Below are 22,918 nucleotides of genomic sequence, written 5' to 3' on the forward strand. Positions count from 1 at the left end.
TGTGACATGAGCGTGAACCTGGAAAAGCGGGTGAAGGTGCGGGTGGCGACGCCGGCGGACATTCCGCTGATCGTGTCGTTCGTTCGCGAGCTGGCCGAGTACGAGCGGCTGCTGCACGAGGTCGAGATGACCGAGGCGGACGCGCGCCGTGATCTCTTCGGAGAGAACCCGCGCTGCTTCTGCGACATCGCCGAACATGGGGGCAAACCCGTCGGCTTTGCGCTCTGGTTCTACAGCTACTCCACCTTCCGCGGGCGAGCCGGAATCTACCTGGAGGACCTGTTCGTGCGCGAGGAGGCCCGTGGGCTCGGGGCCGGAAAGGCGCTGTTGCAGCGGTTGGCCGAGCGCTGCGTCGACGCCGACCTGGGACGGCTGGAGTGGGCGGTGCTCAATTGGAACACCCCCTCGATCGAGTTCTACGACAGCCTGGGCGCCACACGGAAAGACGACTGGACGGTCCGGCGGCTGGACGGCGAGGCGCTGCGGCGTCTCGCGGGCGCTTGAGCGCCCCGCCGAAGACCGTCATCCACGCCTCGCCCGAGGCGGCCGAAGCCCTGCGCGAGAGGGTTCGCACCGTCGATGTCGCGACCCTGGGCCCGCATCGCGAGCGGGCCGAGATGAAGCATGTGCCGGGGCTGGTGAAGCTGCTGTCCGACCCGCGGGTGGCCGGGCCCATCTACGACCTTCCGCGGCCGATCACCGAGGACAGCGTCACCCGTTGGGTGGCCGAGAGCCAGGCCCAGGCGCTGGTCGGCGAGGCGCTGCTGATCGTCTCGCTGGACGAGGCGGGTGAGGTCGCCGGCTACTCCCGCATCACGGTGTGGCCCGAGCACTTGTCGGCAGAGCTTGCCGGGGCGGTTCGTGCCGACCTGCAGAACAGCGGGCGCGGCGGGGCGGGCATGGCGCACACTTTCGGCTGGATCTTCGAGACTCTGGGCGTCGAGCTGATGTGCCTGACCGCGGCGCTGGACAACGTCCGCGTCCAGAAGGGCATCGACGCGGCGGGCTTCGTCCGCATGGGCGAGCGCGACGCCGTCCGCGCCGACGGGACCATCCGCAAATCGGTCTATTGGGAGATGACGCGGAGCCAGTGGCGCCAGAGGCATCGGCTTTGACCCCGGCGTCGCGCGCGGAGCGGTCGGGGCGTCCCTAGACGCTGATGTCGATGACCATGGGCTTTGGTGGGCGGCCCTCGGCCTGCGCCGCCTTGGCCTCGCCGCTCAGCGCCTCCTGCATCACTTCCTGCACGCGCCTGGCGATCTCCTGCTCCAGCGAGGTGCGCTGATCGTCGCTCAGGGCGTCGACGCCGGCGGCGTCCAGGCCGCGCTCGGCCATGATCTGCTCGCGGATCTTCTCCTTGAGCTTCTCGAACCTGGTCTCCTGGGCCCACTGGTAGAGCCCCTTCTCCCGGACCTGGTCGAGGACCTGCTGCTGCTTGAGCTTGGACGCTCGGCGCGGTCCCTGGCCGCCTCGGCGGGGTCGCGCGGCTTGCCGATCGCCGTGACGTCGCCCATGGGCAGGGTCGGGGTGGGGGTTCCAACGGCGCCGATGGTCATCGGGAGGCTCCGGGCTGGTGCTTGCGTCAGATATAGTTAAGCAAAAACTGGACCACTCTCCGCCGCGGGGGCGGAACCGGATACGGTGCGGAGATCATGCGCTACGACCTAGCCATCTTCGACTTCGACGGCACGCTGGCCGACAGCTCGCGCTGGTTCGTCGCCGCCTTTAACGCGCTGGCCCCGCGACACGGCCTGCGGACGCTGGACGCGGCCGAGCTGGAGGATCTGCGTGGTCGGGGCAATCGCGAGGTCATGCGCCGTCTGGGCGTCTCGCCCTGGAAGCTGCCGGTGATCGCCAGGAGTCTCCGGTCTCGAATGGCGCAGGAGGCGTCGCAGATCGACCTCTTCGCCGGCATTGAGCCGGTCCTTCAGACCCTGCGCCAGGCGGACATCGCCTGCGCTGTCGTCAGCTCGAACTCGGAAGCCAATGTCCGGGCCATCCTGGGCCCCCAGGCGGCCGCTGCGATGGCGCACTTCGAATGCGGGGCCAGCGTATTCGGCAAGCCGCGGCTGTTCCGTCGGGTGATGAAGCGCGCCGGCGTTCCCCCCGAGCGCACGATCTGCATCGGGGACGAGCAACGCGACGTGGAGGCGGCCCGGGCCGTCGGCGCGGCGTCGGGCGCGGTGATGTGGGGCTACGCCAGCCCGGACCTGCTGGCCCGTTCGGGCGCGACGCTGCTGTTCGAGCGGCCGGCGGACATCGCGGCGCGCCTCGCGCCGGGTTAGGCCGCCCAGGCGGCGGCGAAGCGGCGCAGCAGGGCGAGCGCGGCGCTGTCAGCCATGCCCTGCGTGGCGGTGAGGCGCACAAAGAGGTGGCCGGCGGAGCGGCGGCCACGAGCCGGCAGGCCCTGGTCTTCCACGCGCACCAGACCGCGCTCGGCCGCCTTCCTGTCGATCCAGACGCTGCGGCGGCCGATGGGTGTCTCGAGGCTGATGCGGCCGCCCTTCTTCAGCACGGCCGGCGAGACCTTGACGGTCATCCAGAGGTCGTCGCCGCGCACGATCACGCCGTCCTGCGCGCGAATGTAGATGCAGAGCTCGCTGCCGCCGGCCCGGACCTTGTCGCCCGAGCGTAGGCCCGGCGGCAGAGTGATCCGGATCATCTTGCCGTCGGGCATCCGGTGGTCGACCTCGCCGCCCTCCAGCGCCAGCAGCGGCGAGATTTCGAGGTCGGGGTCGGGCGTCGGGCGAGGCCGCGCGGGCGCGGCGGTGAAGCGATCGTCCAGCGGGTCCTGCAGGCGATGGAAGGCGTCGACCACCTGGCGGAAGGCGCCCTCGTCGCCGCCGGCGTCCGGATGGGCGCGCTTGGCGGCCTCACGAAACGCCTGGCGGACCTCCGCGGGGGTGGCGGCGGAGGTCACGCCCAGCACCTCGCGGGCGTACTTCAGGCTCATTTCGGCGTTGGCCGGAGTCATGAGCCGGAACGTTATGGTGAACGCCGTCAACGCTCCGTTAAGGCGGCGAGGCGCGCCGCAGGCCGAGACATGAACCGCAGAGCGCGCCGAGATTCGCAGAGCGTCCGCGCCGCTGGAATCTCCCCGCCTCTCCGCGATCTCTGCGGTTTTCAAAGCGGGCGCTGACGCGCCCCCGTCCGCGGGCTATATGCCGAGCGTGACCGACCAGACCCCCATCCCCCCGTCGCCCAGCGAGGACGATTACGTCCGCCAGGTGGTGTCCGCCGAGCCGCCGCCGCTGCTCAGCGAAGCCGATCCGATCGCGCTGTTCCAGGAATGGTTCGCCGAGGCCGTGGCGAAGGAGCCCAACGACGCCAACGCCATGGCGCTGTCGACCGTCGACGCCGACGGGATGCCGGACGTGCGCATGGTGCTGCTGAAGGCGGCCGACGCGGACGGCTTCGTGTTCTACACGAACCTGGAAAGCGCCAAGGGCTGCGAGCTGGCCGCCAACCCGAGGGCGGCGCTGCTGTTCCACTGGAAGTCGCTGCGCCGGCAGGTGCGGGTGCGCGGCGTCGTGACCCGGACAACCGACGAGGAAGCCGACGCCTATTTCGCCACCCGCGCGCGCCCCGCGCAGATCGGGGCCTGGGCCAGCGCCCAGTCGCGGACGCTGCCCGACCGGCTGGCGCTCGAGAAGAAGATCGCCGAGGTGGGCCTGCGCTTCGGCCTGGGCAAGGTGACGCGGCCGCCGCACTGGTCGGGCTTCCGGGTCGTGCCGCAGTCGATCGAATTCTGGCGCGACCGGCCGTTCCGACTGCACGAACGCCTGCTGTTCGAAGCGGCCCAGGATGGGCGCGGGGGCGCGGGCTGGACCACGCGCAGGCTGTTTCCTTGAGTTGGAGCGCGCCCGCCGGTCTGGAGGCCGAGCTGATCGCGTGGTTCGCCGGCCGTTCGGAACGGACAATCGACACCGCCTGCGCGCACGTCTTCCTGGGGCCCGAGGCCGCTTGGAAGATCAAGCGCCACGCCGACCTGGGCTATGCCGACTTCTCGACCGTCGAGCGCCGAAAGTGGGCGCTGGATCGTGAGCTGGAGTTCAACAGGGCGGCGGCGCCCGACATCTATCGCGCCGTGCGCGCGGTGACGCGCGAGGCGGACGGCAGCCTGGCGATCGACGGCGCCGGTCCACCCGTCGAGCACGTGCTGGAGATGCGCCGCTTCGACGAGACCCAGGTGCTGTCCGCCCGGCCCGAAGCGGTCGATGGCGACGTGGCCGAGCAGCTGGGGCGCACGATCGCGGGGTTCCATGCCGCCGCGCCGCTGCGGCCTGCGGGCGGGCTCACGGCGCTGGCGTTCACGGTGGGCTCGAACGCGCAGTTGCTGCGCGAGACCTGCGAGGGCCTGGACCCGGAGCGCGTCGAGGTGATGATCGCCCTGACCGAGACCGAGCTGGAGCGGCAGTCGCCGCTCCTGGCGCACCGGGCGGCGAGCGGCTTTTCGCGCCGATGCCACGGGGACCTGCACCTGGGCAATATCCTGATGGAGGGCGGTCGCCCCATCCTCTTCGACTGCATCGAGTTCAACGACATCCTGTCGGACCTGGACGTGCAGTACGACCTGGCGTTCCTGCTGATGGACCTGGACTTCCGCGGCCGGCGCGACGCGGCCGTGCGGGCGCTGTCGGGCTACATGGACGAGGCTGCGCGCCGCTTCCCGGCCGAGATCTGGCATGGCCTGGCTTCGATGCCGCTCATGCTGTCGGTGCGGGCCGCTGTGCGCGCCCACGTGTCGGCCCACTCGGGCGATCCGGCGACCGCGCGGGCCTATGTCGAGGCGGCGATCACCCACCTGTCGCCGCCGCCGCCCGTTCTGGCGGCCGTGGGCGGGCTGTCGGGCTCGGGCAAGTCCAGGTTCTCGCGCGTCATCGCGCCGGCGCTGGGCGCATCGCCGGGCGCCGTGATCCTGCGGACGGACGAGGTGCGCAAGCGGCTGCTGGCGGTGGCGCCGACCGAGCGCCTGCCGCCCGAGGGCTATGCGCCGGAGGTCCATGCGCGGACCTACGACGCCCTGTTCGACAATGCCCGGACGATGCTGCAGGCGGGCCGCGCGGTGGTTCTGGACGCCACCTTCATCGACCCGGCGCTGCGGGCGCGCGCCGAGGCGCTGGCGGCGGAGTGCGCGGTCCCATTCCACGCCGCGTGGCTGGATGCGCCGCTGGAGGTGCTCGAAGCCCGGGTCGCCGGCCGTCAGGGCGACGCGTCGGATGCGACGGTGGCCGTGCTGCACGAACAGGCTGCGCGCATGAAGACCCAGACGCTCACCTGGCCGATGGTCAGCACCGAGGCGCCCAAGGAAGCGGCGGCCCGCGCGTGGCTGGCGGGGCTAAGTTGAGGCTTTCGTTGCGGAACCGCCATCCGCTGGCTAAGCGTGCGCGGTAAGTAACAAGCGATAAGACGGGAGCGGATACGCCATGCTTGGCCTGATGCAGAACTGGCCTCTGACGGTCGACAAGATCCTCGACCACGCCAAGGCCTGGCACGGGGACCGCGAGATCGTCAGCCGTTCGGTGGAAGGACCCATCGTGCGCTCGAGCTACGCGGCGGCGCATGAGCGCGCCAAGCGGCTGTCGAACGCCCTGAAGGGCCTGGGCGTCCAGACGGGCGACCGCATCGCGACCCTGGCCTGGAACACCGGCCGCCACCTCGAGGCCTGGTACGCCATCATGGGGATGGGAGCGGTCTGCCACACCCTGAACCCGCGGCTGTTCGCCGAGCAGCTCTGCTACATCATCAACCACGCCGAAGACCGGATCATCTTCACCGACCTGACGTTCGTCCCGATCCTGGCCGAGAACGCGCCCAACCTGCCGACCGTGAAGCACTATGTGGTCATGACCGACCGCGAGGGCATGAAGGGCGTGAACCTGCCGGGCGCCCTGTGCTTCGAGGACCTCGTCGAGAGTGGATCGCCCGATTTCGAGTGGGGCGGCTTCGACGAGAACACCGCCTCCAGCCTCTGCTACACCTCTGGGACGACGGGCAATCCGAAGGGCGTGCTGTACTCGCACCGCTCGAACTTCCTGCACACGCTGGTGACCCTGGGCGTCGATGTCATGGGCCTGTCGGCGACCGATACCGTGCTGCCGGTGGTGCCGATGTTCCACGCCAACGCCTGGGGCCTGGCGTTCAGCTGCGCGGCGGCCGGCTGCAAGCTGGTGATGCCGGGCGCGAAGCTGGACGGGCCCTCGGTGCACGAACTGCTGGAGAGCGAGGGCGTCACCTTCTCGGCCGCGGTGCCCACCGTCTGGCTGGGCCTGCTGCAGCACCTGCGCGCGACGAACGGCAAGCTGAGCACCCTGAAGCGCGTCGTGATCGGCGGCTCGGCGGTGCCCGAGGCCATCGTGCGCGGCTTCCGCGACGAGTTCGGCGTGGACGTCACGCACGCGTGGGGCATGACCGAGATGTCGCCCATGGGCTCGCTCTCGGCGCCGACGGCGCGCGTGGCGGCGATGGGGGCGGAAGACCAGCTGCGCTACAAGCTGAAGCAGGGCCGCCCGCCGCTGGGCGTGGAGATGAAGCTGGAGGACGACGCCAACAAGCGCCTGCCGCACGACGGGACCACCTTCGGCCGCCTGCTGGTGAGGGGCCCGGCTGTGGCTGGCGGCTATTTCAAGGGCGACGGCGGCCAGATCCTGGACGACGAGGGCTTCTTCGACACCGGCGACGTCGCGACCATCGACGAGCAGGGCTACATGCAGATCACCGACCGGGCGAAGGACGTGATCAAGTCCGGCGGGGAATGGATCTCGACCATCGAGATCGAGAACATCGCCGTGGGCCACGAGAAGGCCGCCAACGCCGCCGTCATCGGGGCCTATCACCCCAAGTGGGACGAGCGCCCGCTGCTCCTGGTTCAGCTGAAGCCCGGCGAGCAGGCGACCAAGGACGAGTTCCTGGCCTTCCTGGAGGGCAAGATCGCGAAGTGGTGGACCCCCGACGACGTGGTCTTCGTCGACGACATCCCGCTGGGGGCGACCGGCAAGATCGACAAGAAGCTGATCCGCGACCGGATGAAGGACTACGTGCTGCCGACCGCGCGGACGCCCGTCGGGGCCTGATGGCGCCCTGCTGATGTCCGAGTTCCGCGGGGCCCCGGCGGGTCCGCTTTGTGTCTACTTCCATGGCTGTCCGGGCGCGCCCGCGGAGTGCGCCTGGTTCGATGACGCCGCGCGCGAAGCGGGTGTCCGGCTGATCGGGATCGACCGGAACGCCGTCGCGCCGGGAGCCGCGGGCGGCGCCTACTTCGATGCGCTGGCGGCCGAGGTGGAGCGGCTGGCGGCCGGCGCGCCGGTGCGGCTTATGGGCTTCTCGCTCGGCGCCTTCGTCGCCGTGCAGGTGGCGATCCGGCTGAGGACCCCCGTCGCGGTCATCGACCTGGTCTCGCCCGCGGGCCCGCTGGATTCGGGCGACGTCCTGGACAGCATGGCCGGAGGCGCTGTCTTCCGGCTGGCGATGCGTTCGCCCGCCCTGTTCCGAGCGGTCACCTGGGCGCAGGGCGTGGCGGTCGGTCTCGCGCCGAGCGCGGTCTTGCGCGGGCTGTTCGCCAGCGTCCGCGGCGCCGAAGCGGAACGCGCCGCACGGCCCGACTTCCAGGCCGCGCTGGCGAGGTTCCTGACCTGGGCCTACGGGCCCGCCCGCGCGGGGTACATCCGGGACATCGCGGCCTACGTCCGACCCTGGGCCGCCGACCTCCAGCGCGTCTCCGCTTCGGTGCGCATCTGGCAGGGCGAGGACGACGGCTGGGCGCCGCCGGCTCTGGCCGCGAGCCTTGCCGCAGGGCTTCGCGAAACGCCGGACGTCACGCTGTTTTCCGGCCTCGGACACTATTCGACGCTGTTCGAGGCCGCGCCGATCGCCTTGCGCAGGGCTCCGGGCGGCTAGCCCGCGAACCCCTTGCGCCGGCCCCAGGCCAGGAAGAGTTCGAACCAGCGCGAGACGGGCATTTCCGGGGGCCGCCGGAGCGCGAAGCCGTGGCCGCCTTCCTCGAACAGCAGGGTCTCGACGGGCACGCCTCGGGCCTTGAGGGCGGCGGCCATCTCGGTCGCGTTCTCGAAGCTCACCCGCTCGTCGTCCATGGCCTGGACGATGAAGGCGGGCGGCGTCTGGGCGTTCACCGCGAGCGGGATCGGCAGGAAGGTGGGCGACGGCGGCGGGCGCGTGCCGTCCGGATTGCGCGGCTGCACCCCCAGCGAGGCGTAGACCAGCACCATGTAGTCGGGCCGGGCCGAGGCGTCGTCGGCGGTGTCGACCGCGCCATAGGTCGGGCGGGTGAAGTCGTTGCCGAGCCGGCCCACCATTTCGCCGCCGGCCGAGAAGCCCATGGCGCCCAGCTTCACGCGCGGGCCCACCGCGGCGCGCATCAGGCGCATGGCGCGCTGGATGTCCTGGCGCACGACGCCCAGGCCCATTTTCCAGTCCTCGGCGGGCAGGCGATAGGTCAGCACGCCGGCGACGAAGCCCTCGGCCGCCAGCCGTTCCGCCGGCTCGATCCCTTCCTTGTCGATCACCACCTGGCGGTAGCCGCCGCCGGGGACGATCAGCATGGCGCCCTTGACCGGGCCCGCGGGCCGCCAGATCTCCAGCACCGGGTCGGTGACGCCCACGATCCCGCGGTCGCTGCGGCCGCCCGGCATCTCCGTGAAGATGTTCTCCTGGCGCAGCCCCGCCGGCCGCTCGCCACCCGGCACGCCGCGCGGCCAGAGGCGGATCTTCTCCGTGGCCGGGGCCTGCGCGCGCGCGGTTCCGGCGACGGCGGCAAGCGCGCCGGCCAGGATCAGGTCGCGTTTGGTCGGCATCAGGCGAATCTCCCCGTGGCGGGAAGCTTTGCCGCCTGGCGCGGCGAGCGTCCATGCCTGGGCGGGCGAGGGGCATCCGCGACCGTTGCCAGCGCGCGCCGGATTGGGGCTTATGCGCCGCCATGATCGAACTGCGCGAAGCCGTCGAGGCCGAGTATCCCGACATCATCGCCCTGACCAACCGGGCTTTCCGCGAGCCGTCAGGCCAGGCGGCTTGGAAGGTCGAGACCCTGGTCGGCGGGCGGCGGATCACCGAGTCGCTGCTGCGCGAGGATCTGGCCGCGCCGGGCGCCCGGCTGCTGATCTGGCGCGACGTGGACGGCGGCCATCTGGGCCACGTGCGGCTGGACGCGGGGCCAGGCGGCGCCTGGTATCTGGCGATGCTGACCGTGCGGCCCGACCGGCAGGACGGCGGGCTGGGGCGGACACTTCTCGCGGCGGCCGAGGACTACGCCCGCGCCCGCGGCGGGCGGCGCATGCGGATGACCGTGGTGCACCAGCGGCCGGAACTGATCGCCTGGTACCAGCGGCGCGGCTACGCGCTGACCGGCGAGACGCAGCCCTTCCCCTATGGCGACGACCGCTTCGGCGCGCCGACCCGCGACGACCTGTACTTCGACGTCCTGGAGAAGGCGCTGGGTTAGGTCGAGCGCCGGTCCGAGACGCCGCGTCGGTCGTAGGTGAAGCCGCCTTCGCCGTGGCCGCCGATGGAGTCCCAGCGGGCCTCCTCGGCCTTGTGCAGGTACTGCTCGGCCACCAGCCAGGCCTTCACCGGTTGCAGCGTCGCCAGGGCGCCGCCGAACAGCGCCGGGAAGACGGTGGCGAACTGCAGCCAGATCGGCGGCTGGAAGGCGACGACCGACCAGGCCCAGACAGCCATCACCGCGATGCTGACGCCGCTCATCACGAAGAAGGCCGGGCCGTCAGCGGGATCGGCGAACCCGTAGTCCAGGCCGCAGCGATCGCAGTGATCGGCGATCTTCAGGAAGCTGCGGAACAGCTTGCCCTCGCCGCAGCGCGGACAACGGCAGCGGAGGCCCGCCTCCAGCGACGTGGGGTTCTCATACGGGTGGTGGCTGGCGGTCATCGACTTGCCTCCATACAATCTACATATTGTACGCATACAATTTGTATATAATGTATGCGTCTCGTCCGGGAATCGCAATGGCCGTCGTCCCAGAACAACCGACCGCGCGCTGGCTGGCGCGCCTGCCGACCCAGGGCGGGCCGCTCTACGTGCGGCTGGCCGACGCGCTGGCCGCGGCGGTGCGTGAGGGGGAACTGCAGGCCGGAGATCAGCTGCCGCCGCAGAGAACGGTGGCCGATCTGCTGGGCGTGGATCTCACAACCGTCACCCGCGCCTACGCCGCCGCGCGCGCCCGCGGCCTGATCGAGGGCGCGGTGGGCCGCGGCACTTTCGTCCGCTCAGCCGCCGCGGCCGACGAGGCGGGGCGGGTGGACCTGTCGATGCTGCTGCCGCCTCCGCCGCAGGGGATGTCGCTGGCCGGTCTGCTCAAGGAGACCACGGCGGCGATCCTGGACCGCACCGACGTCGCCCGGCTCATGGCCTATCACCCCGGCGGCGGCAGCCTGGGACAGCGGATCGCCGGCGCGGCGTGGCTGGCGCCTGTGCTGGGCGAGGTGGCGGCCGAGCGCGTGCTGGTGGCCCCGGGCGCCCAGGCCGCGCTGGCGGCGGTGCTGGCGCTCGCGCCCAGGGGCGGGGCGCTGGTGACCGAGCCGCTGGTCTATCCCGGTGTCCTGGCCCTCGCGCGGCAACTGGGCCTGCAGGTCGTCGCCTGTCCCGCCGACGCCGGGGGCATGGACCCAGAGGCCCTGGCGCGGCTGTGCGCGCAGGAGAGGCCGGCGGCGGTCTACCTGACGCCGACCACCCACAACCCCACCGCCGTGACCATGGGCGCCGAGCGCCGCCGGGCCCTGGCCGAGGCGGCCCGCGCCGCCGGAGTCTGGATCGTCGAGGACGACCCCTACGCGCGCCTGTTCGACGCGCCGCTGCCGGCCCTGGCCAGCCTCGCGCCCGAGCGGACCTTCCACATCGCCACCCTGTCGAAGTGCCTTTCGCCCGGCCTGCGCATCGCCTACCTGGTCCCGCCGAAAGGGCCGATGGCCGGGCCCACCGCCGAGAGCCTGCGCGCCGTAGGCCAGATGCCGGCGCCGCTGATGACCGCCGTCGTGACCGCCTGGATCCGCGAGGGCGCCGCCGAGAAGCTGCTGGCCGCCGTCCGCCGCGAAGCCCGCGCCCGCCGCGCGCTCGCCGCCGAGGTGCTGCCGGGGGCGAAGGGCGCCGCCGAGGGCGTCCATGTCTGGCTCGACCTGCCGCCGGCCTGGGACGCCGCCCGCGTCCACCGCCTGGCCCAGGAGCGCGGCCTGTCCCTCGTCACCGCCGACGCCTTCGCCGCGGGGCCGGACCACCCCAACGGCTTGCGCATCGCGCTGGGCGGTCCTGCCAAGCAGGCGGTGCTACGCGCGGCGCTGGAGGGCGTGGCGGGGCTGGTGGCGAGCTCCTCGACGCCGAGAGTGGTCATTTAGCCCACCCTTCTGAACGTCATGGCCGGGACAAGCCCGGCCATGACGTTCAGATGTGGGTGGCGGATTTACGCCAGCCGGTACGTCGCGTCCGGCCCATCGGTGTCGGCGGTGAGCTGGCCCTTGCGGACCAGGTGCTCCATGCCAGCCAGCATCGAGCGGGCGGCGGCAGGGTGCAGGCGCGAGTCCACATCGGCGTAGAGGCGGGGGACCAGCTCTCGAATCTTGGCGGGGCCCGACTTCAGCGCGCCCAGGATCTGGTCCAGGCGCTCCTGGCGGTGGTCGGCGTAGGCCTGGATGAAGGCGTCGACGTCGCGGATCGGCGGGCCGTGGGTGGGCCAGAGGACGTCAAACCTGCGGCCGCGGATGTCGTCGAGGCTGGCCAGGTAGTCGGTCATGTCGCCGTCGGGCGGGGTGATGACCGTGGTCGACCAGCCCATGATGTGGTCGCCCGAGAAGCAGGCGTTCTCCTCGCGCAGGGTGAAGCAGATGTGGTTGGAGGTGTGGCCGGGGGTGGCGATGGCCTCCATGGTCCAGCCGGGGCCGGAGATCACCTGGCCGCCGCCGCAGAGGCTGACGTCGGGCTGGAACGAGAGGTCGTGGCCCGCTTCCATCTTGACGCCGCCATCTTCCTCCTCATGCCCCGCCACCGCGCAGCCGTAGATCGTGGCCCCGGTGGCCGCCTTCAGCGCGCCGGCCAGCGGCGAGTGGTCGGAGTGGTGGTGGGTGATCAGGATGTGGGTGACGGTCTCGCCCGCCACCGCCTGCAGGATCGCCTGCAGGTGGACCGGATCGTCCGGACCCGGATCGATGACCGCGACCTCGCCCCTGCCCACGATGTAGGTGCCGGTGCCCTTGAACGTGAACGGGCCGGGATTGTTGGCCGTCACCCGCCGGATCAGCGGCGAGACCTGGTCGCAGCGGCCGTATTCGATCTCGATGTCGCGAACGTAGGGGATGCTCATCCGCCCAGCACTCCCGAGAGGTCGTAGCCGGCGGCGCGACCCAGGCCGATCAGCTCGTCGGGGGCCCTCGCGCCCGACGTGGCCTGAGCCAGCGACCAGGTGACGATCGAGCGCGTGCCCGAGCGGCAGAAGGCCAGGATGGGACCTTCGGCCGTGCTCAGCAGTTCGCGGGTCTGCTCCACCTGATCCGGCGTCGGGCCGCCGCGCACCGGGATGTGGTGGTAGGCGAGGCCCGCGGCCTTCGCGGCGGCTTCCATCTCGGCGCTGGACGGCTGGGCGGGGTCTTCCCCGTCGGGGCGGTTGTTGATCACCGTCCTGAAGCCCAGACGAGCGGCCTCGGCCACGTCGGCCAGGCTGATCTGCGGGGCCGTGGTGAACTCGTCGGTGACGCGTCGGAAGTCGCTCATGGGATACTCGCGAGGGGAGGAGGGGGCTTCGTTTGACATCATCGGGGGTGGGTGGAACCTTCGCAAGGTCCGGCCCGGCCTTCGCCGACGTCGGAGCCCGCATTCGGAGGCTGTTCCCGCGCCATGCTCCGCTTCATCGGCCGGCGCCTTCTGGTTGCGATCCCCACGCTCTTTCTGGTGATCACCGCCGCGTTCTTCATGATGCGCGCCGCCCCAGGCAGTCCGTTCGACGGCGACCGCAAGCTGCTGCCCGAGATCGAGGCCAATGTCCTGGCGCAGTACGGCATGGATAAGCCGCTGGTCGAGCAGTACGCCAACTACCTGGTCGGCGTGGCGCAGGGCGACCTGGGGCCGTCGCTGAAGTACCGCGACAAGACGGTGCTCGACATTCTCCAGGAGAACTACCGCGTCTCGCTGACCCTGGGCCTGTCGGCGATCGTCATCGCCTCGATCGTGGGCGTCAGCCTGGGGGTGATGGCGGCGCTGCGGCAGAATGGGACGACCGACCACGTGGTGATGGCGGTGGCGATCCTGGGCGTCTGCATCCCCACCTTCGTGACCGCGCCGCTGCTGGTGCTGGCCATCGCCTCCAAGCTGGGCTGGCTGCCGACGGCGGGCTGGAACGACGGGGCGTTGGCCAACATGGTGTTGCCGGTGACGGTGCTGGCGCTGCCGCAGATCGCGATCATCTCGCGGCTCACCCGGGCGGGCATGATCGAGGTGCTGCACGCCAACTATATCCGCACCGCCCGCGCCAAGGGGTTGCCCGAGGGATTGATCGTGCGCAAGCACGCCCTGCGCGCCGCCCTCCTGCCGCTGGTCAGCTATCTGGGCCCCGCCTGCGCCGGCCTGATCACCGGCTCGCTGGTGGTGGAGAAGATCTTCAACCTGCCGGGCCTCGGGAAGTTCTTCGTCATCAGCGCCCTGCAGCGCGACTACACCGTCGTGATGGGGATGGTGATCGTCTACGCCGCGCTGATCCTGGCGCTGAACCTGGTGGCCGACCTGCTGCTGGCGGCGATGGACCCGCGGGTGAGGCTGGCATGAGGGTGTCTGTGTCTCTTCTTCCTTTCCCACGCAGTGGGAGAGGGGGACCATCCGCCGAAGAGCGGATGGTGGAGAGGGCAGGCTTCAGGCTGGGCAAATCGACCATCCACCCTGTCTCACGGCGGATGCGGCAGGCTCAATGCCGGCTGCGCGCCCTCTCCACCACCCGCTCTTCCCCCGGTGCGAGGCCGGGGTCGGCGGGCGGTCCCCCTCTCCCACTTCGTGGGAAAGGCAGGGAGCCGCGCCCATGACCTTGCTCGCGCCCGACGCCAGCACGCGCATGAGCCTCGCGGCCGCAAAGGGCCGCAGCCTCTGGGATGACGCGGGCCGCCGGCTGCTGCGCAACAAGGCCGCCGTGGCCAGCATGGTCATCCTGGGCCTCCTGGTTCTGGCCGCCGTGGTCGGGCCCTTCCTGTTGCCGTTCGCCTACGATCAGGTGGACAAGGAAGACGTCTGGATGGCGCCGCTGAGCGCGGGCCATCTTCTGGGTTCGGACGCTCTGGGCCGCGACCTGCTGGTGCGGCTGCTGGTCGGCCTGCGGGTCTCGCTGGCCATCGGGTTTGTGGCCACGCTCGTCTCGCTGGTGATCGGGGTCGCCTGGGGCGCGGTCGCCGGCTACGTCGGCGGCAAGGTGGACGAGGTGATGATGCGCTTCGTCGACGTCCTCTACTCGCTGCCCTTCATCTTCTTCGTGATCCTGCTGACCGTGACGTTCGGGTCCAACATCGTGCTGATCTTCGTCGCCATCGGTGCGGTCGAATGGCTGACGATGAGCCGGATCGTGCGTGGACAGACGCTGGCGCTCAAGAACAAGGAGTTCATCGAGGCCGCCCGCGCCGCGGGGCTGGGGCGAGCGGCGATCATCGCGCGCCATATCGTTCCGAACCTGCTGGGGCCGGTGGTCGTCTACGTGACGCTGACGATACCGGCGGTCATTCTGGCCGAGAGCTTCCTGAGCTTCCTGGGGCTCGGGGTGCAGCCGCCGATGGCGTCGCTGGGCGCCCTCATCGCGGGCGGCGCGTCGGACATGGAGCTGGCGCCCTGGCTGCTCGTGTTTCCGTCGCTGGTGATGGTGTTGACGCTGATGTGCTTCAACTTCATCGGCGATGGGCTAAGAGACGCCATCGATCCGAAGGACAGATGATGACGGCCGGGGGGCTTCAGACATCGCCGGAGCAGCTCCTGGCCGACGCCGTCGCGGCGATGCGGCGCGGGGACACCCGAGCCGCGCTCGAGAGCGTGAAGCAGGCCGAGCTGGCGGCGCCGCACGATCCCCATGTCCGGATGCAGAAGGCGCTGGTCTATCGGGCCAGCGGCGCGCTGCCGGCGGCGCTGGCCGCGCTGGACGAGGCTTTGGCGCTCGACCCCTACAATTTCCTGGCCCTGCTCTCGAAGGGCGCGGTGGTCGAGAGGCTGTCGGGCGAGCGCGTGGCGGCGCGGATTTACGAGAACGCCCTGAAGCTGGCCCCCGCCGACGACAAGCTGCCGCCGAATCTACTGACCCCGCTCGCGCGCGCCCGCGCGGTCGTCGACAAGACCCGGCAGGCGCTGGCGGCGCACCTGGCGGCCCAGGTGGGCGATATCTCGGGCGCCGGGGGCGAGCTGGCGCAGCGGCGGCTGGAAGAGGCGATCGGCGTCTACGCGGGTGTCCGCAAGGTCTACCAGAACGAGCCGCTCCTGCTGCACTATCCGCGGCTGCCCGCCATTCCGTTCTATCCGCGCGAGCTGTTTCCGTGGCTGCCCGAACTGGAGGCCGCGACCCCGGCGATCCAGGCCGAGCTCGCCGCGCTGCTGGCCGCGCGAATGGACGACTTCGCGCCCTATATGCAGATCCCGGCCGAGTCGCCGGTGAACCAGTGGGAAGAGCTGAACCACTCCCGCCGGTGGAGCTCGCTGTTCCTCTGGAAGGACGGTGAGCGCCAGGACGCGGTCTGCGAGGCCTGCCCCCGCACCGCCGCGCTGCTGGACAGGCTGCCGATGGCCAACCAGCCGGGCTTTGCGCCGACCGCCATGTTCTCGGCGCTGGAGGCGCACACGCAGATCCCGCCGCACACCGGCTCGACCAACGTGCGCCTGCTCTGCCACCTGCCGCTGGTGCTGCCGGGCCCGGCGCGGTTCCGGGTGGGCAACGAGACGCGGGAGTGGAAGCTGGGTCAGGCCTGGGTTTTCGACGACACGATCGAGCATGAGGCCTGGAACGACGCCGACGAACTACGCGTGATCCTGATCTTCGACGTCTGGAACCCGTATCTGGAGCCGGGCGAGAAAGAGCGGATCAACGCCATGATGGCGGCGAGGAACGCGTTCTACTCGGGGTGAGTTCCCGACCTTACCTCCCGCCGCTTCGCGGGGGAGGTAAGGGTAGGCGCCTACTCCACGCGCCGCACGCGGAAGGCGCCGCCGTTGTTGATCGACATCAGGAAGCTGCCCATCGCCGCCTGGCGGATCTTCACGGGCATGCCGGGCTTGGGCGTGCGGTGCAGCTCGTTGTTGTCGATCTGGGTCCAGATCGCGCCGTCCTTCAGGCGGATCGTCCACTTGCCGGCCCCGTTGACGCTGGCCACGGCGACCTCGCCCGCGACGTTCTGCAGTTCCTCCTGCGTCTCGCCCTTCTCGAAGAGCGAGATCGACGGCATCGAGAAGCCGAAGGCCTGGCGGCGCACCTTGCGGGCCTGCTCGCGGTCGACGACCACGATGTCCCCCTTGGCCTCGGCCTGATCCAGGGTGGCGGCGGTCTTGTCGTAACAGGCGAGGCGCGCGGCGCCGTCGGCGATCTTCCGGCAGTCGGCCAGTTCCTGGAAGATCTGCGCGCGGCCCTCGGCCTTGGGCTGGGCCAGCGCGACGGGCGGCGCGATTGCGGCGAAAAGCAGGCTGAGTGCGAGAACGCTGCGCGGCATCATCATGGCGGGTCTCGGTGATCCAGGGGCGATTCCTTTCGCAGGCCGCTGCGCCCCGTGCAACGGCGACGAACGGCCTTTCCGAGGCCGCGGCGACTGCGCGGCGAGACGAAACAAGCGCAAGCGCTTTGCGACGAACGGCGCGGACGCTGTCACAATCCTTGACGAAACCTTGCCCGCTTTACCCCAGCGCCCGGCAATCTGTGACCAGAATGCGACAGGTGGGCGCCCGAAACATTGCGTAGAGCTAATGTGCGTTGACCGACCCTGGTTGTGGTTCGTAACTCCGCCGTAACCGAAAACCGACCGTTTTCGGGACCGATCTCTTTTTGTGGGGAGCGGCCGCCCCTCGAGGCAGGACCGCTGGAGGATCTAAACCGTGAAATTCAAGCCCATGCGGGAACGCCTGTTGGCGTCTTCTATGATTTGCGGCGTGGCCATGCTGGCCTCGACGCAAGCGCTGGCCCAGACCGCGACCGAGGAAGTCTCGGAAGTCGTCGTCACCGGTACGCGCATTCCGTCGCCGAACCTGGAGTCGGTGAGCCCGGTGACCGCGGTGACCGCCGCTGAAATCAAGGCGACCGGCGTCACGCGCGTCGAAGACATGATCAACAGCCTGCCGCAGGCCTTCGCGGCTCAGGGCTCGGCCCTGTCGAACGGCTCGACCGGTACGGCGACCATCAGCCTCCGTGGCCTGGGCGCGACCCGCACGCAGGTTCTGATCGACGGCCGTCGCCTGATGCCCGGCACGCCGAACACCCTCGGCGGCGCTCTGGCCGCCGACATCAACTTCATTCCTTCGGCCCTGATCCAGCGCGTTGACGTGCTGACGGGCGGCGCCTCGGCCGTGTACGGCGCCGACGCCGTGGGCGGCGTCGTGAACTTCATCATGATGCGCAACTTCGAAGGCGTGCGCGTCGATGCCCAGTACGGCATCTACCAGCACGACAACGGCAACGACGTCGCCGGCGCGGTGAGCGCTGCGCGGGCCCGCGCGTCGACCAAGGAATTCTTCAACCTGCCGAAGGACAACGTCCGCGACGGCGAATCCAGCCAGGTGACCCTGGTGATGGGCGTCAACTCGCCCGACGGCAAGGGCAACGTGACCGCCTACGCCGGCTACCGTCACGTCGAGCCCATCCTGCAGGGCAACCGCGACTTCTCGGCCTGTACGCTGAACTCGGGCGCCGACTTCCTGACGGCCGGCTGCGGCGGTTCGGGCACGGCCTTCCCGGCGCGCGTCGGCAGCTTCATCGTCGACTTCAACGGCGGCTCGGCGTTCATCCCGCGCGTCGCCTCGCGCGACATCTACAACTTCGGTCCGTCGAACTACTTCCAGCGGCCTGACGACCGCTACGTGCTGGGCGCCTTCGCCGAGTACGAAGTGACCGAGTGGGCCAAGGCGTACATGGACGTCATGTTCATGGACGACACCTCGACCTACCAGATCGCGCCGGGCGGCGTGTTCGCCGGCACCTTCTCGATCAACTGCGCCAACCCCTTCCTGTCGGCGGCCCAGCGCGGCCAGCTGACGGCCACGGCGGCTTCGGGCGGCGGCACCTGCGCCAGCAACCCGGCCGGCACGTTCACGGGCATCGTCGCCCGCCGGAACATCGAAGGCGGCGGCCGTCAGGGCCGGACGCAGCACCAGCAGTACCGCTACGTCGTCGGCGTGAAGGGCGATCTGAACGACAACTGGTCGTACGACTTCGCCATGCAGTACGGCCGCGTGTCGTTCAACCAGGTCCAGACCGGCTTCTTCCGGACCTCGGCCATCAACCAGGCCCTGAACGTCGTCTCCACCCCGACCGGTCCGCAGTGCGCCAATCCGTCCGGCGGCTGCGTGCCCTACAACATCTTCAGCCTGGGCGGCGTGACCCGCGCGGCGCTGGACTTCCTGGAAACCCCCTCCACGCAGAACGGCAACCTGTTCGAGCGCATCGTGAACTTCAACATCGGCGGTGACCTCACCGAGTACGGTGTGAAGACGCCTTGGGCCAACGACGGCGTGGGCGTCTCGATCGGCGCCGAATACCGTCGCGAGCAACTGGACTACGCGGCCGACTTCATCTCGTCCTCGGGCGACCTGAACGGCTCGGGCGGCGCCAACCCGCCGGTCAACGGCTCGTTCGACGTCTACGAAGTGTTCGCCGAAACCCGCATTCCGCTGGTCCAGGACGCGCCCTTCGCCAAGTCGCTGACCGCCGAACTGGCGTTCCGCTACTCGGACTACTCGACGGTCGGCACCACCGAGACCTACAAGATCGCCGGTGACTGGGAGCCGGTCGACGGCGTCCGCGTCCGCGGCGGCTACAACCGCGCCGTCCGCGCTCCGCACATCCTCGAGCTCTACTCGCCGCGGAACGTGACCCTGGACGGCACCCGTGACCCGTGCGCCGGCCTCACGGCCGCCAACCCGCTGGTCGCCCGCTGCGCCGCCCTGTTCAAGCTGACCACGGCGCAAGTCCTGGCCATCGAGGCGAACCCCGCCGCGCAGTACAACGGCCTGATCGGGGGCAACCCGAACCTGGATCCGGAAATCGCCGACACCTACACCGTCGGCGTGGTGCTGCAGCCGTCGTTCCTGCCCGGCCTGAACGTGTCGCTCGACTACTTCGACATCACGGTGAAGGGCTTCCTGGGCGGCTACGGCGCCGACAACATCATCGACCGCTGCGTCCAGAACCAGGACGCCTCGTTCTGCGCCCTCGTCCGCCGCGACGCCCAAGGCTCGCTGTGGCTGTCGCCGCAGGGCTACGTTGAAGACACCACCTTCAACACCGGCAAGCTCGCGACCACGGGCGTCGACATCAACGTCGGCTACCGCACGGACCTCGACTCGCTGGGCATGGAAGGCATGGGCAGCCTCTCGGGGAACTTCGTCGGCACCTGGCTCGACACCCTGAAGTTCGCGACCCTGCCGGGCGACCCGCTGACCGACTGCGCCGGCAAGTTCGGCACCGTCTGCTCGGCCACCGCCGGCCTGACCTCGCCGAACCCCGAATGGCGTCACAAGGCCCGCCTGACCTGGGCCACGCCGCTCGAGTATGGCGAGTGGCTCAAGGACCTCTCGGTGTCGCTGCAGTGGCGCTACTTCTCGAGCGTCGACCTCGACAACCCGGCGGGCGCCGCTTCGGACCTGAAGCTGGCTTCGCGCAGCTACTTCGACCTCACGGCGTCGTGGACGGTGCGCGACAACCTCAACTTCCGCGCCGGCGTGAACAACGTGTTCGACAAGGACCCGCCGCTGACCGGCCAGGGCAACTGCCCGACCGGCCCCTGCAACGGGAACACCTGGCCGCAAGTGTACGACGCCTTCGGCCGGTACCTGTTCATCGGCCTGACCGCCGACTTCTAAGTCGACGATCAGACAAGACGCTTAAGGCAAGGGCGGCGGAGCAATCCGCCGCCCTTTTCCTTTGCGCGGAGGGCGACGCCCGTTTCCCCGCCGCCTTGCTCCCGCTCGTCGATACGGGCGCGCGTTGCGCGGCCTCTGCTGCTAGGCTAACCGCCGGATTTTGCGGGTAGAGGGTCGGCGCGTTGAGCGAGTGGAAGGTCGGACAGATCAAGATCAAGTCGGGCTACACGCCCGCGCCGTCATCGCCGGCGCCGGCGGCCCGCGACCCCAACGCCGATCGTCAGACGCTGCAGGCCATCCAGGCCGCCGCTCAGTCGGGCGACTTCGTCCGCGCCGCCGACATGGCCGAGGCGGCGTTCAGGGGCGGACTCGAGCACCCGATGGTGCTGAACCTCACCGCGCTGAAGTTCGAGGAGGAGAATCGCTTCGAGGACGCGCTCGCGGTGCTGCAGCGGGCCATCCAGATCGCGCCGCAGGACCTTGGCGCCCGCAACGCCGCGGGCCTCGTGCTGACGCGCCTCGAGCGCTATCGCGAGGCGCTGGCGATGTTCGACAGCGTCGTCGAGATCATGCCCGAGTTCGCCGGCGCCCACTGCGCCCGGGGCGCCACCCTGGAGGCCCTGGGCCGCCTGAAGGAAGCCGAGGCGGCCCACCGCCGCGCCCTGGAGCTCGAGCCGGAAAACCTGGGCGCCATGCAGGGCTGCGCCAATCTGCTGAGCCGTCGAGGCGCCCATGCCGAGGCCCGGCCGCTGGCCGAGGCCGTGCTGCAGGCCGAACCGAACTTCCCGGACGCCGTGATGGTGCTGGCCGCCGCTGACGCCGCCGAGGGTCACGCGGGGCGCGCCCAGGCCCGCCTGGAGATGCTGGCGGGCGACGAGCGGCTGACGCCGCATCAGCGGGCCCTGGCCTATGGCCAACTGGGCGACGTGCTCGACAGCCAGGACCTCGTGCCTGAGGCGTTGAAGGCCTACGAGGCCTGCAATACGGGCCTCGCCCAGGCCTACGCGCCGCTCTACGCCCGCGGCGACAACGCGCTGCAGTTCGCCCGGGCCATGCTGGCCGAGATGGACGCCATCCCCGCCGCGGCCTGGAACACCGCGCCCGGTCCGGCCCCGGCGGATGGCCCCAGGACCCATGTGTTTCTGCTGGGCTTCCCCTGCTCGGGCACGACGCTGCTGGAGCAGGTGCTGGCCAGCCACCCTGACGTCGAGGCCCTGGAGGAGCGCGAGACGCTGTCCGAGGCCCAGCGCGCCTTCCAGATGAAGCCGGATGACGTCGCGCGCCTCGCCCAGGCCTCCGAGGCCGAGCTTGCCCCGCTGCGCGACGCCTACTGGGCTCGCGTGCGGGCCGAGGGCGGGGACCCGACGGGCAAGGTGTTCGTCGACAAGCACCCGCTGCACACCTTCCGGCTGCCCCTGATCCAGAAGCTGTTCCCCGACGCGAAGATCCTGTTCGCCCGCCGCGATCCCCGCGATGTGGTGCTGTCGTGCTATCGCCGCCGTTTCGCCATGAGCAACTCGGCCTACCAGCTGCTGACGCTGTCCGGCGCGGCGGCCTACTACGACGCCGCCATGAGCCTGGCCGAGGCGCTGCAGCCGGCCATGGCCGCCAACACCCTCGTCGTGCGCCACGAGGCCCTGATCGAGGACTTCGACAAGGCTGTGGGCGAGGTCTGCGGCTTCCTGGGCCTCGCGTGGTCGGACTCCCTGCGCAACTTCGCCGAAAAGGCCCGTGATCGTGCGGTGGCCACGCCCAGCGGCGCGCAGCTGTCGCGCGGCCTTTCGGCCGAGGGCGTCGGCGCCTGGCGGCGCTATGGCGACCAGTTGGCGGCCACGGCGCCGGCCCTGGCGCCCTGGGTGAAGAAGTTCGGATACGCCGCCGAATGACGCTGACGCGCCGCCACGCCGCGCAGGCGTTGCTTCTGGGCGGCCTGGCCACCGCCTGCGCGACGCCGCCGCGGCGCGAGCCGGTGATCTCGATCAACCTCGCCGACGCCCAGACGCCGCCCGATCCCGACACGACCCACCTGGAGACCGCCTTCGACGAGGCCAGGCGGATGACGGTGCCGGTGAAGCTAGGCGCCCGCGGTCCATTCCAGTTCGTGGTCGATACCGGCGCCAACCGCACGGTCATCGGCGTCGAGACGGCCGCGCTCTGCAGCCTGGCCGCCGACGGGACCACGCCGGTCCACGGGATCGTGGGAACCCAACCGGCGCCGCTGGTGAAGGTGCCGCGGCTGCGCGTGGGCCAGGTGCAGTCGTCCAACCTGAGCCTGCCGGTGCTGCCCAAGGCGAGCCTGGGCGCAGACGGCCTGTTGGGCATCGACGTGCTGAAGGGCCGGCGGATGCGGCTCTCTTTCGTCCGCAACACCTTCGAGATCGGCCCCTCCGGGTCGGGGGCGTCGGTCAACATGCTGGGCGGTGGGGGCGGCACACGCATTCCCAGGCGCACGGACGGCATCGTCGTGCCGGCTCAGTACCGCTCGGGGCAGTTGGTGATCTTCGATGCCGATGTCGACGGCATCCCGGTGCGCGCGTTCCTGGACTCGGGCGCGCAGATCACCTGCGGCAACGAGGCCCTGCGGGACGCCCTGATCCGCCAGCGTCCCGGCTACGACAAGCGCATGCGCGACACTCAGCTGATCAGCGCTACCGGCCAGACCTCGCCGGCCCGGCTGGCTGCGCTCCCGCGGCTGCGGCTGGGCGGGATGGGGCTGAACAACATCCGCGCCGCCTTCGCGCCGCTGCACATCTTCAACCTGTGGGATCTGAACGATCGGCCGTCCATGCTGGTGGGCGTGGACGTGCTCCGGAACTTCGACGAGGTGATCCTGGACTTCGGCCGCCGCGAGGTGACCTTCATCCACCAGCGGCGCCAGGCGCCGGCGTAG

General features: G+C 70.4%; 22 protein-coding genes. 15 read left to right on the forward strand and 7 right to left on the reverse strand.

Annotated elements, in window-relative coordinates; all coding sequences use genetic code 11:
• The first annotated feature begins 6 nt into the window (after window positions 1-6).
• Both EPN98_RS19285 and EPN98_RS19290 read left to right on the forward strand, forming a co-directional pair.
• Window positions 7-504 (forward strand): GNAT family N-acetyltransferase, encoded by a 498-nt coding sequence (locus EPN98_RS19285; RefSeq protein WP_293364550.1) that lies wholly within the window; start codon window positions 7-9, stop codon window positions 502-504.
• Window positions 501-1,115: a GNAT family protein gene (locus EPN98_RS19290; protein WP_293364551.1), complete on the forward strand. Its 615-nt coding sequence runs from the start codon at window positions 501-503 to the stop codon at window positions 1,113-1,115. The genes EPN98_RS19285 and EPN98_RS19290 overlap by 4 nt, the downstream gene beginning before the upstream one ends.
• Before the next feature lie 34 nt (window positions 1,116-1,149).
• On the opposite strand, the gene EPN98_RS19295 is transcribed toward EPN98_RS19290, so the two are convergent.
• Complete coding sequence (locus EPN98_RS19295; protein ID WP_293364552.1) at window positions 1,150-1,335, reverse strand: hypothetical protein; 186 nt, start codon at window positions 1,333-1,335, stop codon at window positions 1,150-1,152.
• A gap of 317 nt (window positions 1,336-1,652) precedes the next feature.
• On the opposite strand from EPN98_RS19295, the gene EPN98_RS19300 reads away from it, so the two are divergent.
• Window positions 1,653-2,285, forward strand: coding sequence for an HAD hydrolase-like protein (locus EPN98_RS19300; RefSeq protein ID WP_293364553.1), 633 nt, complete (start codon window positions 1,653-1,655; stop codon window positions 2,283-2,285).
• On the opposite strand, the gene EPN98_RS19305 is transcribed toward EPN98_RS19300, so the two are convergent.
• Window positions 2,282-2,974: a DnaJ domain-containing protein gene (locus EPN98_RS19305; RefSeq protein WP_293364554.1), complete on the reverse strand. Its 693-nt coding sequence runs from the start codon at window positions 2,972-2,974 to the stop codon at window positions 2,282-2,284. The two genes, EPN98_RS19300 and EPN98_RS19305, sit on opposite strands and share 4 nt — an antisense overlap.
• 187 nt (window positions 2,975-3,161) lie before the next feature.
• On the opposite strand from EPN98_RS19305, the gene pdxH reads away from it, so the two are divergent.
• The 4 genes from pdxH (at window position 3,162) to EPN98_RS19325 (ending at window position 7,896) form a co-directional block, all read left to right on the forward strand.
• Window positions 3,162-3,851, forward strand: coding sequence for a pyridoxamine 5'-phosphate oxidase (gene pdxH / locus EPN98_RS19310; RefSeq protein WP_293364555.1), 690 nt, complete (start codon window positions 3,162-3,164; stop codon window positions 3,849-3,851).
• Complete coding sequence (locus EPN98_RS19315) at window positions 3,848-5,347, forward strand: bifunctional aminoglycoside phosphotransferase/ATP-binding protein (protein ID WP_293364556.1); 1,500 nt, start codon at window positions 3,848-3,850, stop codon at window positions 5,345-5,347. The genes pdxH and EPN98_RS19315 overlap by 4 nt, the downstream gene beginning before the upstream one ends.
• Window positions 5,348-5,426: 79 nt before the next feature.
• Window positions 5,427-7,073 (forward strand): long-chain-fatty-acid--CoA ligase, encoded by a 1,647-nt coding sequence (locus EPN98_RS19320; protein WP_293364557.1) that lies wholly within the window; start codon window positions 5,427-5,429, stop codon window positions 7,071-7,073.
• A gap of 13 nt (window positions 7,074-7,086) precedes the next feature.
• Window positions 7,087-7,896, forward strand: a complete 810-nt coding sequence (locus EPN98_RS19325) for an alpha/beta hydrolase (protein WP_293364558.1) — start codon at window positions 7,087-7,089, stop codon at window positions 7,894-7,896.
• On the opposite strand, the gene EPN98_RS19330 is transcribed toward EPN98_RS19325, so the two are convergent.
• Window positions 7,893-8,810: an alpha/beta hydrolase gene (locus EPN98_RS19330; RefSeq protein ID WP_293364559.1), complete on the reverse strand. Its 918-nt coding sequence runs from the start codon at window positions 8,808-8,810 to the stop codon at window positions 7,893-7,895. The two genes, EPN98_RS19325 and EPN98_RS19330, sit on opposite strands and share 4 nt — an antisense overlap.
• 122 nt (window positions 8,811-8,932) lie before the next feature.
• Between EPN98_RS19330 and EPN98_RS19335 the strand changes: the two genes are divergently transcribed.
• Entirely contained in the window at window positions 8,933-9,454 is a 522-nt protein-coding gene (locus EPN98_RS19335) for a GNAT family N-acetyltransferase (protein WP_293364560.1), read from the forward strand.
• On the opposite strand, the gene EPN98_RS19340 is transcribed toward EPN98_RS19335, so the two are convergent.
• A complete protein-coding gene (locus EPN98_RS19340; protein WP_293364561.1) occupies window positions 9,451-9,897 on the reverse strand; it encodes a DUF983 domain-containing protein in 447 nt (148 codons plus the stop codon). The two genes, EPN98_RS19335 and EPN98_RS19340, sit on opposite strands and share 4 nt — an antisense overlap.
• Before the next feature lie 77 nt (window positions 9,898-9,974).
• On the opposite strand from EPN98_RS19340, the gene EPN98_RS19345 reads away from it, so the two are divergent.
• Window positions 9,975-11,357 (forward strand): PLP-dependent aminotransferase family protein, encoded by a 1,383-nt coding sequence (locus tag EPN98_RS19345; protein WP_293364562.1) that lies wholly within the window; start codon window positions 9,975-9,977, stop codon window positions 11,355-11,357.
• Between the two features lie 65 nt (window positions 11,358-11,422).
• On the opposite strand, the gene EPN98_RS19350 is transcribed toward EPN98_RS19345, so the two are convergent.
• Both EPN98_RS19350 and EPN98_RS19355 read right to left on the reverse strand, forming a co-directional pair.
• The gene (locus EPN98_RS19350) at window positions 11,423-12,319 is read right to left on the reverse strand and encodes an MBL fold metallo-hydrolase (protein ID WP_293364563.1); all 897 of its coding nucleotides are present in this window, start codon (window positions 12,317-12,319) and stop codon (window positions 11,423-11,425) included.
• Window positions 12,316-12,726: a TIGR01244 family sulfur transferase gene (locus tag EPN98_RS19355; RefSeq protein WP_293364564.1), complete on the reverse strand. Its 411-nt coding sequence runs from the start codon at window positions 12,724-12,726 to the stop codon at window positions 12,316-12,318. Before EPN98_RS19355 ends, EPN98_RS19350 begins: the two co-directional genes overlap by 4 nt.
• Before the next feature lie 123 nt (window positions 12,727-12,849).
• Between EPN98_RS19355 and oppB the strand changes: the two genes are divergently transcribed.
• From oppB to EPN98_RS19370, 3 genes are all read left to right on the forward strand, one after another.
• Window positions 12,850-13,773 carry an oligopeptide ABC transporter permease OppB gene (gene oppB, locus EPN98_RS19360; RefSeq protein WP_293364565.1) on the forward strand — a complete coding sequence of 308 codons (924 nt, stop codon included), beginning with the start codon at window positions 12,850-12,852 and terminating at the stop codon, window positions 13,771-13,773.
• Window positions 13,774-14,020: 247 nt separating this feature from the next.
• A complete protein-coding gene (locus EPN98_RS19365) occupies window positions 14,021-14,917 on the forward strand; it encodes an ABC transporter permease subunit (RefSeq protein ID WP_293364566.1) in 897 nt (298 codons plus the stop codon).
• Complete coding sequence (locus EPN98_RS19370; RefSeq protein WP_293364567.1) at window positions 14,914-16,092, forward strand: aspartyl/asparaginyl beta-hydroxylase domain-containing protein; 1,179 nt, start codon at window positions 14,914-14,916, stop codon at window positions 16,090-16,092. The genes EPN98_RS19365 and EPN98_RS19370 overlap by 4 nt, the downstream gene beginning before the upstream one ends.
• 50 nt (window positions 16,093-16,142) lie before the next feature.
• Here EPN98_RS19370 and EPN98_RS19375 read toward each other — a convergent pair whose 3' ends face one another.
• Window positions 16,143-16,676: a hypothetical protein gene (locus EPN98_RS19375; RefSeq protein ID WP_293364568.1), complete on the reverse strand. Its 534-nt coding sequence runs from the start codon at window positions 16,674-16,676 to the stop codon at window positions 16,143-16,145.
• Between the two features lie 373 nt (window positions 16,677-17,049).
• Here EPN98_RS19375 and EPN98_RS19380 point away from each other — a divergent pair, with 373 nt between their 5' ends.
• From EPN98_RS19380 to EPN98_RS19390, 3 genes are all read left to right on the forward strand, one after another.
• On the forward strand, window positions 17,050-20,028 hold the full coding sequence (locus EPN98_RS19380; RefSeq protein ID WP_293364569.1) for a TonB-dependent receptor: 2,979 nt from the start codon (window positions 17,050-17,052) through the stop codon (window positions 20,026-20,028).
• A gap of 182 nt (window positions 20,029-20,210) precedes the next feature.
• The gene (locus EPN98_RS19385; RefSeq protein ID WP_293364570.1) at window positions 20,211-21,914 is read left to right on the forward strand and encodes a sulfotransferase; all 1,704 of its coding nucleotides are present in this window, start codon (window positions 20,211-20,213) and stop codon (window positions 21,912-21,914) included.
• Window positions 21,911-22,918: a retroviral-like aspartic protease family protein gene (locus tag EPN98_RS19390; protein WP_293364571.1), complete on the forward strand. Its 1,008-nt coding sequence runs from the start codon at window positions 21,911-21,913 to the stop codon at window positions 22,916-22,918. Before EPN98_RS19385 ends, EPN98_RS19390 begins: the two co-directional genes overlap by 4 nt.

This window comes from Phenylobacterium sp., assembly GCF_004299445.1.
Lineage (GTDB): Bacteria > Pseudomonadota > Alphaproteobacteria > Caulobacterales > Caulobacteraceae > Phenylobacterium.

Coding starts and splice junctions, on each gene's coding strand:
- pdxH (WP_293364555.1), top strand. CDS start 3,162: ATGCCGAGCGTGACCGACCAGACCCCCATCCCCCCGTCGCCCAGCGAG.
- EPN98_RS19335 (WP_293364560.1), top strand. CDS start 8,933: ATGATCGAACTGCGCGAAGCCGTCGAGGCCGAGTATCCCGACATCATC.
- oppB (WP_293364565.1), top strand. CDS start 12,850: ATGCTCCGCTTCATCGGCCGGCGCCTTCTGGTTGCGATCCCCACGCTC.
- EPN98_RS19370 (WP_293364567.1), top strand. CDS start 14,914: ATGATGACGGCCGGGGGGCTTCAGACATCGCCGGAGCAGCTCCTGGCC.
- EPN98_RS19305 (WP_293364554.1), bottom strand. CDS start 2,974: ATGACTCCGGCCAACGCCGAAATGAGCCTGAAGTACGCCCGCGAGGTG.
- EPN98_RS19345 (WP_293364562.1), top strand. CDS start 9,975: ATGGCCGTCGTCCCAGAACAACCGACCGCGCGCTGGCTGGCGCGCCTG.
- EPN98_RS19295 (WP_293364552.1), bottom strand. CDS start 1,335: ATGGCCGAGCGCGGCCTGGACGCCGCCGGCGTCGACGCCCTGAGCGAC.
- EPN98_RS19375 (WP_293364568.1), bottom strand. CDS start 16,676: ATGATGATGCCGCGCAGCGTTCTCGCACTCAGCCTGCTTTTCGCCGCA.
- EPN98_RS19355 (WP_293364564.1), bottom strand. CDS start 12,726: ATGAGCGACTTCCGACGCGTCACCGACGAGTTCACCACGGCCCCGCAG.
- EPN98_RS19340 (WP_293364561.1), bottom strand. CDS start 9,897: ATGACCGCCAGCCACCACCCGTATGAGAACCCCACGTCGCTGGAGGCG.
- EPN98_RS19350 (WP_293364563.1), bottom strand. CDS start 12,319: ATGAGCATCCCCTACGTTCGCGACATCGAGATCGAATACGGCCGCTGC.
- EPN98_RS19300 (WP_293364553.1), top strand. CDS start 1,653: ATGCGCTACGACCTAGCCATCTTCGACTTCGACGGCACGCTGGCCGAC.
- EPN98_RS19365 (WP_293364566.1), top strand. CDS start 14,021: ATGACCTTGCTCGCGCCCGACGCCAGCACGCGCATGAGCCTCGCGGCC.
- EPN98_RS19325 (WP_293364558.1), top strand. CDS start 7,087: ATGTCCGAGTTCCGCGGGGCCCCGGCGGGTCCGCTTTGTGTCTACTTC.
- EPN98_RS19330 (WP_293364559.1), bottom strand. CDS start 8,810: ATGCCGACCAAACGCGACCTGATCCTGGCCGGCGCGCTTGCCGCCGTC.
- EPN98_RS19320 (WP_293364557.1), top strand. CDS start 5,427: ATGCTTGGCCTGATGCAGAACTGGCCTCTGACGGTCGACAAGATCCTC.
- EPN98_RS19285 (WP_293364550.1), top strand. CDS start 7: ATGAGCGTGAACCTGGAAAAGCGGGTGAAGGTGCGGGTGGCGACGCCG.
- EPN98_RS19390 (WP_293364571.1), top strand. CDS start 21,911: ATGACGCTGACGCGCCGCCACGCCGCGCAGGCGTTGCTTCTGGGCGGC.